This window comes from Caballeronia sp. SEWSISQ10-4 2 (assembly GCF_030464885.1).
Taxonomy (GTDB): domain Bacteria; phylum Pseudomonadota; class Gammaproteobacteria; order Burkholderiales; family Burkholderiaceae; genus Caballeronia.
In genome coordinates, this window is sequence record NZ_JALPRJ010000005.1 from 124,618 (window position 1) to 136,071 (window position 11,454).

At 58.8% G+C, this 11,454-nt stretch carries 14 protein-coding genes and 1 pseudogene; 9 read left to right on the top strand and 6 right to left on the bottom strand.

The window, feature by feature from the left end; translation table 11 throughout:
• Positions 1 to 113 precede the first annotated feature (113 nt).
• The 3 genes from M0D69_RS05030 (at position 114) to M0D69_RS05040 (ending at position 2,485) form a co-directional block, all read left to right on the top strand.
• Complete coding sequence (locus M0D69_RS05030; protein ID WP_301781033.1) at positions 114 to 1,250, top strand: acyl-CoA dehydrogenase family protein; 1,137 nt, start codon at positions 114 to 116, stop codon at positions 1,248 to 1,250.
• A gap of 30 nt (positions 1,251 to 1,280) precedes the next feature.
• Positions 1,281 to 1,652, top strand: coding sequence for a hypothetical protein (locus M0D69_RS05035; RefSeq protein WP_301780974.1), 372 nt, complete (start codon positions 1,281 to 1,283; stop codon positions 1,650 to 1,652).
• An 89-nt stretch (positions 1,653 to 1,741) separates the two neighbouring features.
• A complete protein-coding gene (locus tag M0D69_RS05040) occupies positions 1,742 to 2,485 on the top strand; it encodes an SDR family NAD(P)-dependent oxidoreductase (protein WP_301780975.1) in 744 nt (247 codons plus the stop codon).
• Here M0D69_RS05040 and M0D69_RS05045 read toward each other — a convergent pair.
• Entirely contained in the window at positions 2,475 to 3,137 is a 663-nt protein-coding gene (locus tag M0D69_RS05045; RefSeq protein WP_301780976.1) for a response regulator transcription factor, read from the bottom strand. The genes M0D69_RS05040 and M0D69_RS05045 overlap by 11 nt on opposite strands.
• Positions 3,138 to 3,294: 157 nt before the next feature.
• Here M0D69_RS05045 and hpaC point away from each other — a divergent pair, with 157 nt between their 5' ends.
• Positions 3,295 to 3,828: a 4-hydroxyphenylacetate 3-monooxygenase, reductase component gene (gene hpaC, locus M0D69_RS05050; RefSeq protein WP_301780977.1), complete on the top strand. Its 534-nt coding sequence runs from the start codon at positions 3,295 to 3,297 to the stop codon at positions 3,826 to 3,828.
• A gap of 75 nt (positions 3,829 to 3,903) precedes the next feature.
• Positions 3,904 to 4,092 (top strand): annotated as a pseudogene (locus tag M0D69_RS05055) (hypothetical protein); the annotation flags it as partial.
• Here the strand turns inward: M0D69_RS05055 and M0D69_RS05060 are convergent.
• Positions 4,022 to 4,360, bottom strand: coding sequence for a hypothetical protein (locus M0D69_RS05060; protein ID WP_301781036.1), 339 nt, complete (start codon positions 4,358 to 4,360; stop codon positions 4,022 to 4,024). The pseudogene M0D69_RS05055 and the gene M0D69_RS05060 overlap by 71 nt on opposite strands.
• A gap of 52 nt (positions 4,361 to 4,412) precedes the next feature.
• On the opposite strand from M0D69_RS05060, the gene M0D69_RS05065 reads away from it, so the two are divergent.
• Both M0D69_RS05065 and M0D69_RS05070 read left to right on the top strand, forming a co-directional pair.
• The gene (locus tag M0D69_RS05065; protein ID WP_301780978.1) at positions 4,413 to 5,096 is read left to right on the top strand and encodes an N-acetylmuramoyl-L-alanine amidase; all 684 of its coding nucleotides are present in this window, start codon (positions 4,413 to 4,415) and stop codon (positions 5,094 to 5,096) included.
• A 57-nt stretch (positions 5,097 to 5,153) separates the two neighbouring features.
• Positions 5,154 to 5,531, top strand: coding sequence for a lysozyme inhibitor LprI family protein (locus tag M0D69_RS05070; RefSeq protein WP_301780979.1), 378 nt, complete (start codon positions 5,154 to 5,156; stop codon positions 5,529 to 5,531).
• 161 nt (positions 5,532 to 5,692) lie between these two features.
• Here the strand turns inward: M0D69_RS05070 and M0D69_RS05075 are convergent, their stop codons facing one another.
• The 4 genes from M0D69_RS05075 to M0D69_RS05090 form a co-directional block, all read right to left on the bottom strand.
• Positions 5,693 to 6,874 (bottom strand): amino acid ABC transporter substrate-binding protein, encoded by a 1,182-nt coding sequence (locus M0D69_RS05075; RefSeq protein ID WP_301780980.1) that lies wholly within the window; start codon positions 6,872 to 6,874, stop codon positions 5,693 to 5,695.
• 2 nt (positions 6,875 to 6,876) lie between these two features.
• Positions 6,877 to 7,524, bottom strand: a complete 648-nt coding sequence (locus tag M0D69_RS05080) for a hydrolase (RefSeq protein ID WP_301780981.1) — start codon at positions 7,522 to 7,524, stop codon at positions 6,877 to 6,879.
• Positions 7,525 to 7,556: 32 nt separating this feature from the next.
• Positions 7,557 to 7,949 carry a nuclear transport factor 2 family protein gene (locus M0D69_RS05085; RefSeq protein WP_301780982.1) on the bottom strand — a complete coding sequence of 131 codons (393 nt, stop codon included), beginning with the start codon at positions 7,947 to 7,949 and terminating at the stop codon, positions 7,557 to 7,559.
• A gap of 157 nt (positions 7,950 to 8,106) precedes the next feature.
• Positions 8,107 to 8,988 (bottom strand): helix-turn-helix domain-containing protein, encoded by an 882-nt coding sequence (locus M0D69_RS05090; protein WP_301780983.1) that lies wholly within the window; start codon positions 8,986 to 8,988, stop codon positions 8,107 to 8,109.
• Between the two features lie 162 nt (positions 8,989 to 9,150).
• On the opposite strand from M0D69_RS05090, the gene M0D69_RS05095 reads away from it, so the two are divergent.
• Both M0D69_RS05095 and pqqA read left to right on the top strand, forming a co-directional pair.
• Complete coding sequence (locus M0D69_RS05095) at positions 9,151 to 11,130, top strand: sigma-54-dependent Fis family transcriptional regulator (protein ID WP_301780984.1); 1,980 nt, start codon at positions 9,151 to 9,153, stop codon at positions 11,128 to 11,130.
• Between the two features lie 235 nt (positions 11,131 to 11,365).
• Entirely contained in the window at positions 11,366 to 11,440 is a 75-nt protein-coding gene (gene pqqA / locus M0D69_RS05100; protein WP_063779127.1) for a pyrroloquinoline quinone precursor peptide PqqA, read from the top strand.
• Positions 11,441 to 11,454: the final 14 nt, after the last annotated feature.

Genomic DNA, 11,454 nt, shown 5'->3' on the forward strand with positions numbered 1-11,454 from the left:
GAACTCGCCGACAAGGCTGCAATGAAGGCTGCAATGCATTTAAACCTGATTGCTTTGGAAAAGGAAACATCGCCGTGTCAATCAACGCCCAGCCCACCGATTCGGTCTCCAAGATGGCCACATTAAATCCGCTCCCCCTCAACGAGGTCATTGCCGAGATCGCCAGCCGGCGCGAAGAGTTCGAACGTGTTTCACACGTTCCACGCGATGTCATTGCGAAGCTTAAGCGTGCGGGCGTCTATCGGGCCGCGACCCCGCAGCGGTTTGGTGGCGACGCACGTCCCCCTGGCGAATTTCTGCACATGATCGAGCGTATCGCTGTTGCTGACGGCTCCGCCGCCTGGGTGGCAAGCTTCGGCTCCGCGACGATTTACCTGGCTGCCCTGCCGCTCGCAACCCAAGCTCAGATTTACGCGGAGGGTCCAGACCAGGTCTTCGCCGGTGGCCTTTTCCCCTTGCAACCGGCGCAGCCCGTCGACGGTGGCTTCATGGTGAATGGGACCTGGAAATTCGCTAGCGGGTGCAAAGGCGCGGATTGGCTTGGCGTTGGCGTTGGCATTGGCATTGGTGCAGGAAGTGCGGGCGGCAAACCGCGGACCGCCGTATTTCGGCCACAGCAAGTCGAGATTGTGGAGAACTGGGACGTGGTCGGTATGCAGGGTACGGGCAGTCACGATCTGCGTGTCACAAATCAATTTTCACCCGATGAATGGACCTTCGTGCGAGGCGGCGAATCGCAAGTCGATGAACCGCTTTATCGTTATCCGAGTATCGCCTATGCCGCTCAGGTCCTGGCAGTAGTCAACCTTGGCCTGGCTCGCGCCGCGCTTAACGCCGTCAACCACATGTCCGGCGGCCGAAAAACCACGACCGGCGCCCCGCAGCTTGCGGATCGAGCGTACTTTCGAATTGAATTGTCAAAAGCCGAGGCTCAGTTGCGTTCAGCTCGTGCGTTCTTCTATGAGACCACGGACGATGTGTGGCAATCGATCCTGACCGGTAATCAAGTGACTTCCGAGCAAGTAAGCCTGCTGCGCCTTGCCGCCACGCAAATAGCCCGGGAAGGCGCCGACGTCGTGCACAGGGCTTATAGATTGGGCGGTACGGCTGCCATTTATAAATCGCATCCGCTGCAACGCCTTTTGCGCGATTCAATGGTCGTGACGCAGCACGCGTTCCTAGCCGAGGGCAACTATGACGGTGCTGGCGCGGTATTTGTGGGCGTCCCCCCGATTCCTGGTTATCTCTAACTTCACCTATCCAAACAGGAGCACCCGAGCATGACCGCCAATTCAACCTTACCGCTACGCGTGCTGTTTTGCTGCGGTGTTACGCAAAACTTCTTCGATCTTCCGCGTGAGGAAATCGGCAAAGTCTGGCAAGCCTATGGAGCGATGCTCAGCGCCGTAGAACACATGCCAGGCGTGAAAGTCCTAGGCGTTATGGATGATGACCGGCTTACCGTCGGCAGCGCAGACAACTCGCCATGGACCTTTTATATCATGGCTGACGTAGCGGATTTTGAGAAGGCAGTAGACGTTTGCAACTTGTATCGCACGACGCCCGTTGGCAATTACAACCTTTGGCGTTACGGAAAAATTGAAGCTCGTGTTGGACGTGCACTCGTGGTCCCGGCCGCCGAAACCGCCTGACCGGGAACGCTGTGATACGTCTGCGTGTGTGAGTCTGACCGCGCCAAACAGAGCGCGAGCAGTCTTCTTAAACAGTCGAGGAATCTTGTATGCCAAGCAGAGTCGTTTTGATCACCGGAGCAGCGCGAGGACTCGGCACAGTCATTGCCACTCGATTCCACGAAGCCGGCTATTGTGTCGCGATCGGCGACATTATGTTCGACGCCGCTCAATCACTCGCCAACAGCCTAAGCCCTGACGGCGGGACCGCCCTCGCGGTACGCCTGGACGTCACTTTAAAGGCGGATTTCGAGTCGGCACGCGACACGATCGCTTCCACCTGGGGACGTGTCGATGTACTCGTCAATAACGCCGGTGCGTCGAAAGTCGTTGCGTTAATGGACATCACCGGCGAGCAATTCGACCAGGTGATCAACGTGAACCTACGCAGCGTTCTGTTCGGATGCCAGGTTTTCGGCCAATACTTTGCAGACCTGGGCGTAGGACGCATTGTCAACATTGCGTCGCTCGCCGGGCAAAACGGCGGATCAGCCACCGGCGCTCACTATGCAGCCGCCAAGGGAGGCGTGATCACGCTGACCAAGGTGTTCGCTCGCGATCTCGCCGCAAAAGGGGTGACCGTCAATGCTATCTCGCCAGGTCCGATGGATCTTCCTATCGTCCACGAAAGCGTTCCAAAAGACAAACTCACAGCGGTGATCGCTGGCATCCCGGTTGGCAAGTTGGGGTCTGCACAATATATAGCTGACGCCGCAGTACTGTTGTCGGCCGATAACGCCTACTTTGCAACCGGGGCTTGCTGGGACGTCAACGGCGGTCTGTTCATGCGATGAAGTCGCTATCGGGCGTGGCCCCGTCGGAATGTTCACCCCACACGGCGACCACATCGCGCACGAGCGCCGCGATCGATGTTGCGCCAAGCTTTTCCTTGATGCTGGCCCGGTGAACATCGACCGTCTTAACGCTGATCGAGAGTTCAGTTGCAATCCTTTTGCTGCCCTTTCCGTCGACCACGCCACGTAAAACTTCCCTTTCCCGCGGCGTCAGTGAATCGATTCGCTTGCGTAAGTCGCGACGCTTTTGGCTTGCCAAGCTACGTTGTATTGCGAGCTTTAACGCACGTTGCACCCGGTCGAGCATCTGCTGTGAGTTGTATGGTTTCTCGACGAAGTCTATCGCCCCATTCTGGAGCGCTCGAACAGACATTGGAATATCACCATGGCCTGACACGAAGATTATTGGCAAGGTTGCGCCCTTCTTGTTCAGTTCGGCTTGCACGTCAAAACCACTTAGTTGAGGCATGCGTACGTCCAGGACAAGGCAAGCCGGAGTGTCCACGTCGAACGCCGCAAAAAAGTCGGCTGCCGTCGGGAATCCCATGGACTTCACACCGACGGACTCAAGCAACCACGAAAGGGAGGTTCGCATCCCCGTGTCGTCATCGACGATATACACAAGAGGCGCACGCGTGTCAGTTGATGTCATTTGGTTCTCTCTTGCCGATTGATTTCAAGCGTGATCCTGAGTCTGCATCACATTATGCAAGTTGCGCTACCGACAATCAAAATACCTCAAAAGCACTAACGTGTACCCATTTCTTACGATATTAGCCTGCATTTTTATCTAACCTAAAGTTCCATCGATGACTACCAATCTCACTCCCCCTTCCCGTCCCGACCCACGCGGCTTTCGTCAGGCGATGGCGCATCTGTCGGCGGCAGTGAATGTGATAACGACAGACGGCCCGATGGGACGTTGTGGTATCACTGCAAGCGCTGTGTGCTCCGTCACCGACGATCCTCCGACGCTGCTGGTCTGCATCAATCGGTCGAGTGCCATGCACCGGATCTTCGAAAGCAATCGCGAACTTTGTATCAACGTCCTTCCAGGGGAGCACGAACAGCTTGCGCGAGATTTTGCAGGCATGACACAAATGCCGATGAGCGACCGGTTCGAGACAGCCAGGTGGAACCTCGGCAATAAAGGTGTGCCGGTTTTGCACGATGCTCTCGCCAGTATCGAAGGAAAGATTGTTGATCTAAAAGAAGTTGGTTCGCACTCCGTTATGTTTATCGAAGCCTCGCAAGTTCAGGTACGCAACGATGGCGACGGTTTAATTTACTTTGTCCGGAATTTTCATCGGATAAAGCGCCCCGATTTGGCGACAACGAGATAGGGCAAGGTTGTGAGATTCGTACGCGAGGCTCTGTCGCAGTAACGGTCCGCAGTCGAGCGAAAGCGTAAGTGTTACGTGGCCTAGCCGCTGAGCCTGCGGCACCTTGAAGACATGATGGCTGAGCGCGGCGTGTCGGTCGATCACACTCCGAAGGAAGTCCCCTTTGGGGATTCGACTGTGCACCGCTCGGCCATCAAGCTGTTGCCGGTGCTGGAGAAATCGTTTCGCCGCCGCAAGCGGCCGCTTGGTAAGAGTTGGCGAATGGCGGTATCTTTACCGGGCCGTCGGCAATCAAGATCCGCCAATCCAAACATCTCAACAACCTTGGTGTGGCGGGTAATTCCTCGCGCTGAAGATTGGTGGCTTGTACAGGCATCGAATCCGCCGGTTTTGTAACGTCAGTAATGCCATCAATTGCGTGGCTTCCTCGGACGGCAATTCGGGTTTCGCCTTTGCCCCAATGGCGGGATTTCGCTACACTGCATGCCAAAATGTCCGCGGTATTCAGGCGCGATGTATTTTGGATATGCATCTCCGCGCTGCTTGATGACGTTCTATTCACCAACACCGTCGGCAAAAATACAATGCTCAGAGTGCTGACCTCGAGAATTATCCCGTTTGCTTTCGTGTTGTGCGCCTCGCCTTGCCACGCAGACTGGGTCATCGTCGATGCGGGTCACACACCTGCTCGTCCAGGCGCAACGGGGGCAAGCGGCAGGGTCGAGCATCTTTACAACCTGGATCTGAGCGCGGCAGTCGCGCGCGACCTTCAGGCCGACGGTGATCGCGTTACGCGCACAGGTGCCGACAATCGCGAAATCGCACTAGCCGACAGACCTAATGCCGAACCGGACGCGAAGCTGTTCGTTTCAATCCATCATGACTCGATACAGCAGGCGTGGATCGACGCGGGACGACGTCGTGAGTTCAAGGGCTACTCGATTTTCGTGTCCATGCTGAATCCGCATTATCAACAAAGCCTTGCGTGTGCGAAGGCAATTGGCGAGAAGCTGCTAGCGGCTGGCGAAACGCCCTCTCTTTATCACGCGACACCGATCAAAGGCGAAAACCGGCCGCTCATTGACCGGCGACTCGGTATTCACCGTTTCGACGATCTGATCGTGCTCAAGACGGCTCCGATGCCCGCTGTGCTCGTTGAAGCGGGTGTTATTGCCAATCCCGACGAGGAACCACGCCTGCAGAACCCCGCAACGATTGCGAAGATCGCAAATGCAATTTCGGAAGGGGTCGTGGCTTGTCAGCCGTGACGCGCAGGAATGTCTCTGCTCGGCCAAGAATTTCAACCAAGAGAAGTGAGCGCGAAGATGAAGAAAATTGCAATTGTCCTGATGGCAGTCGTTTTCCCCCTCGGCGCACACGCCGCGGGCTGTGCCAAACCCCGTAACGCGTTCGATCAGGTCTACTGTGCGGGCAACCTGTTCTCGCAGGCGGATCGCGATCTGAATCAGCAATACACGGGCCTGCGTAAGCATCTCAATCCAACGCAACAGAGCTCGCTGAAGAATGGCCAACTCGCCTGGATCAAGCAGCGCGACGATCAATGCAGCGAAGAGAAGCCGACTGGCTACTTCGTCAATCTGGACTGCGCGGTCGACATGACCCAGAAACGCATGGCATTCCTGCAGGAACGCGAACGCGAGTGCACCAGCACCGGCTGCGTCGATTCAAAGCTTGGAGAGTAAGGCCGCGCGATGGGTGTCGCAACGTACGGGGCCCATTTCCCCACCGTTGCGGCGCCCGTAAGGTTTATGTCCAGCGTCGTGAAAATCGAGCAAACGTCCATATCGCGCGGTGGACCGCTTTGCCCAGTTTCCCCACAATCCGTCCGGCTTTTGAGAAAAGCTCAGTCCGTCGTGTAGGGAAAACTAAACCCCACAGAAGTGAGGTCTGGTGGAGATACAACAATTTGCCTGGATCCATTCTGGAATTGACCGGCCTCATGACCCTGTATTCCCTGAAATTGGACCTGCAGAACCCGTGGCTCCGCCCATTCGCCGTTTGCGCCAAACCTGACAGCGCCCATGACGGTGTGAAAGGTCGTGCTTCGCGTGTACGCCGACAGACTCACATCGTCGAAACCGCCCGTGGCTTCGACAGCCTGAGCAACCACCTGCATCTGGGCGTAGGCGAGCGGCGCCATGTAGTGCCCCAGGAGATCGACGCCGGCATCGCTGGCTCGTGCCCGGTAGGTATCCAGAAATTCCTGAACTCCGGGGAACATCATCTTGGGGACCGGCACCCAATACTCGTAGTTCACGAAGCCGTTGAGCAGCGGACCGAGCGTGGTTTTCACCGCAGTATTCTGCGGGCCGATCATGCCGGCACCGACCATCTTCGGGCGGAACGCGTGCGCATGGATGGCATGCACGAGTCCGATCGAATCCTCGAGGTAGGAGCAGAGAAACAGCAAGTCGCAACCGCTTTCGGCGACAGCGTCGATGACCGGGGCGAAGTCTTCGGTCGTCAGCGGATAGGTGGCCTCGTAGACGATCCGGAAACCGTACTTCGCGGCATTGGCTTTCGCGCCGAGAATCGGATTGCGTGAGAACTCCGCATCCGCCGAGACCAGCGCCACGCTCGATGGCCGAGGCGTCTGCGCTGCGGCGAGCTCGAAAAATCCCTCGGTGAGGGCCGCGTTCGGATCCGGCCCAGTTGGAATCATCGCGAAGTAGTTCGGATAGGCGAGCGTGTTGTTGACGCCCAGGCCCATCAAGCCGACGAAAAAGCGCTGTCGCTGCATGATCAGCGGCATCGCCGGCAATAGGCTGTTGGTGCCGTAACCGCCGATGACGAGATCGACCTTGTCTTCGTCCATCAGCCACTTGTAGATGCCTGGAACGAGTGAAGCATCCGCACGATCGTCGTAGCAGACGAATTCGACTGGGCGGCCGAGCAGGCCACCCCGGCTATTGACGTCTTCCCGCCAAATGTCGTGGGCAAGCCGAGCCGACTGACTGTTACCCGCGAGTGGACCGGTCAGCGACAGACAATACCCGATACGGATTGGCACGGGTGCATTGGACATGATCACACGCCCGATCCAGCGCGCCCCGCGAGAAGCTGCAGTTCCCACGCCAGGGCGACACCACTGGCTCCGCCATGTTCGAGAACAACGCCCGCGACCCCGGCGGCTGTCTCCTCGCGCGCCCAATCACGCTGCCATTCGCCCAGCACGGCAAGCCAGGTGATTGGCACCGCCCCGGCCGCGACCATGCGGCGCACGGCCATGTCATGGGCCTCCGCCGTGACGCCACCGGAGGCATCCGTGACGATGAAAACGTCGTACCCCTCGGCGAGGGCCTGGATCGCCGGCATGGCGAGGCAGATCTCGGTGTACAGCGCGGCCAGCACGAGCTGCTTGCGCCCGCTCTTCTTCACGATGTCGACAACGTTCGGATCCTCCCAGGTGTTGATGAACGTGCGATCGATCGGTTTCTGCTCCGGGAAAACGTCCTGGAGCCCTTTGATCAAATAGCCGCCGCGCTCCTGGATCACCGTGGTCAGGATCGTCGGCACGTTAAAGGCTTTCGCCGTCTTGGCGAGGCCGATGACGTTGTTCACGATCATCGACGGCTCATGGCTGTGGAGGTTGGCAAACTGGTAGGGCTGATGGTCGATCAGCACCAGGATGCTGTCTTGCGGGCGAAGCAGTGCATCGAGGCCGGTCTTGGGCATGGGGAAATCCTTTAGTAAACAGGCCAGGCGCCTCAGGCGCCGGTGGGATCCAGAAAGACATATAGGGAGTGGATGAGACCGCCCTCGAAAAGGGCGACATCTGTGCCAGTGACGACGACTGGCCCATCGAGTGGACCACAGCGCCATTGCAGACGTCCGATACCGTGATGACCGACAGCAGGACCCGCCGCGCGGAAGGCGAAGTTCGGCGGCAGGTTGGCAAGCAGCGCGGCTACCGCTTCGGAGATTGCGGCATGGCCGCTGGCAGAGACATCCGGCTCTTGCAGCACGGCATCTTCGGCATAAAGTTCGCGGATCGCTTCGATGCGCCGTCCGGCGTCGCGCTCGCCAAACACTCGAGCGAGGTTCGCCTGCATCAGGCCGTCATAGTCGACGGGCGCAGTGGACTTCGGTTGATCAGTCATTCCGCCTTCCCGGATTAGAGTTCCGGGAGGGGAACGTCATCACACGCTCAACGAGGTTTCGCTCCCCTGTCCGGTCGGGAGAATGATCTCAGGCAGCTTTGTGGAAGACACTGTTCGATTCTGCGATTTCCAGTCCGAATCTGCTACGGGATCGTCATCAGCTTTTCCGGTCCTGCCGCCACGCCGCTGGGGTCGCTCCGGTGAGCTTGCGAAACGTGCGCCCGAAGTGCACCGCATCGGCGAAGCCGGTGGTCTCGGCCACCTGGTCCAACGAGGCTTCGGTGTCGAGCAATAGCGCCTGCGCGCGCCTGATGCGGGCGTCGAGCTGCCAGCGATAAGGCGCCATTCCCGTCGATGCCTTGAATGCCCGGCTGAAGTGCGACTGTGACAGATCCACCAGCGCTGCCAATTGCGCGAGTTCGATGCGCTTAGGCAAGTGCGTGTCCAGATACTCGACGATACGTCGAAGCTGCCAGGGAGCCAGGCCCTTGTCATCTGCGCCGGCCTGCGGTTGATCGGCGAAGAGCCGGGCAATGATCGCAGCGGTCAGCCCATCGCCATAGAGTTGTGTCGCCGGATCGGGGTCGTTCACGACCTCGGAGAGCAACCCGACCAGGGTCCAGATGCGGTCGTCGGCAAAGCGCAGCCGCGGCGTGGCGACCACATCGGCGTCGAATCCGGTGGCCAGCCGCCCGCTCACTACCGCGGGATCAAAGCTCAGAGTGGCGTCCTTCACGAAGCGTGCGTCGGCGCTGTAGCCCCACATGTCCATGCCTGCCGGTGCGAAATGCATGTGCCTGGGTATATAGCCGATTGGGCAAGGCTGATTCTCGCGCAGGCGTGGCTCACAGTGGCTTCCTACCTCTTCCAGCAGAACGCTGAGGCGGGTTTCAGTCTCGTAGCACAGGTGATGAACCACTCGGCCCGCGCAATGGAATTCGGCTATGTCGACGCTCACGCCATTCCATGCGCGCCGCGACACCGAGAGGCTCAGCACGTTCTCAGGCAACTGGGCCAGTTTGTCGATACGGGTGGACAAAGTTGATTTCTCCGGGCGTTAAGCGGTTGGATTATTACAGTCAGTTTGAGCTCAAAACTTATTCCCGCGACAGGACTTCAGGCATTCGGTGGTGTGCATTTTGCTTAACTGTTGCAGTTCAAGGGTTCCGGCATCGGATCGGATTCCAACAAGGAGGAGACAATGCGCAATGACATCGGCCACGACGTTGCCGCGGTAGGAGGCGCCGTCTGGCTCACTCCGTTGATCTGCGATTCGCACGAGCGCTCGGAGGCCTTCGGGCTAACTACATCCAGCCGGCCCGACTATGACGTCTTGCCCCCGTCCGAACTGAATCTGAAACTGGAGCAAAGCCGGGTGCTGTACGCGCACGCCATGCCGGTGATGGCGACGCTGCGCGAACAGATTCTCAATACCCAAAGCATGATCGTCCTCACCAATGCAGACGGGCTGGTGCTTCATTCGACCGGTGATGATGACTTCCTGAAGCGTGCGGAAAAGGTCGCCCTGCGGCCAGGAGCGAACTGGGCGGAGAATTGCCAGGGTACCAATGCAATCGGTACCGCGATAACCGAGCGCTGTCCCACTGTGGTCCATGGCGACCAGCATTACCTGGCGGCGAATCGCTTTCTGACCTGCTCCAGCGTCCCAATCCTCGATCCCTATGGTGAATTGATCGGTGTACTCGACGTGACCGGCGATCATCGCAGCTACCATCAGCACACGATGGCCTTGGCGAAGATGTCGGTTCAAATGATTGAAAACCATCTGTTTGCCAGCATTTTCAGCGAAACGTTGCGAATCCGCTTTCACGGCCGCCCAGAATTCCTCGGCACACTGATGGAAGGAATGGTTGCATTTACGAGCGATGGCCGCTTTCTCTCCGCTAACCGCAGCGCCCAGTTTCAGTTAGGGCTTCCCCTGACGGCGCTGCGCGCACACACCCTCTCCTCGCTCTTCGGATTGCCCTGTTCGCAATTGATCGACCGCATGAGCAACAATCAGGGCCAGCCCATACCGCTTTGCCTCCACGACGGCGTCGTCGTTAGCGCCAACGTGGAATACCGCCGTCAAGCGGCGGCAAGCGGTTTTGCCGACCGGGAGACACGCGCCGCGCGGGGCGCGACAATGCGCGCCGCTTCGGGCTCGTTCGCGAGGTGTAGCGGACTATCAGGCCTGAATAGCCTCGACACCGGCGATCCCCAGGTCGCCGCGGTGATTGCGAAGATCCGTAGGGTTATCAACCGCGACATTCCCATTCTGATCAACGGCGAAACCGGAACGGGAAAGGAGCTGCTCGCGCAGGCCATCCATCAGGATTCACCGCGCGCGTCCGGCCCGTTCGTGGCGGTCAACTGCGCATCAATACCAGAAACGCTGATCGAATCCGAACTCTTCGGCTACGAGGAAGGAGCATTCACCGGCGCACGGCGCAAGGGGGCCTCTGGCAAGCTTCTCCAAGCCAATGGCGGCACCTTGTTCCTGGATGAAATCGGTGACATGCCCTATGCGCTGCAAGCTCGTCTGCTGCGTGTGTTGCAGGAGCGCCTGGTCAATCCGCTCGGGTCGACCAAGTCGATTCCGGTAGACGTCGCGATCGTCTGCGCGACGCACCGCGATCTGCGGGAGATGATCGCGGAACACCGGTTTCGCGAGGATCTCTATTACCGCCTGAACGGCCTCGTCGTGAAGTTGCCGCCGCTGCGCGAGCGCTCCGATCTGCCCGCCGTTGCGCAGCAGATGCTTAGGCAGGAGGCGGGTTGCAACGCCCACGGCTTGAACCTTTCGATCGCCCCGGACGTGATGCGCCTGTTCGCGCAGTGCCGATGGCCGGGCAACTTCCGCCAGCTCGGAAATCTGCTACGCACGGCCGCTGCCATGGTGGGACCTGACGGGCAAATCACGACCGAGCATCTGCCTGACGATTTCTTCGACGACCTGCGTTGCTGCAGCAACACGCAGAGGACACCGGTCAAGGCAGCGCCGGCCACCGAACCTATCCTTCAAGAGGTTACTGCGATCGCGATTACACGGGCGCTCGAGCGTCATCGCGGTAACGTTTCGGCTGCGGCTCGCGCGCTCGGCATCTCGCGCAACACGATCTACCGCAAGGTAGTGGTCCCGCGAGCCGTTATCGACACTGTCGGTGAATCCGGATATTGATGCGCGACGCCGGCGCACCGGTTGTTCTGCGCTGCTCCGTTGCGGAACATCGCTGTACCAATTTGCAACAGCATCGGCACGGATCACGCGAGACATGAAGCGTCTGCGAAACGCGCTGACGCGAACGGGCCAACGTTCTACCGGCACGAAGCTTGCGTAATAAGCTTGCGTAATTCGCGCTGACCGTTTCCATCGAACGGTTCGTTTGCTTATTACACACCCACAGGAGACGCACATGAACTGGACCACCCCCGCCTACACCGACCTGCGCTTCGGCTTCGAAATTACGATGTATATCGCTACCCGGTAGTCTCTGGCCGCGCA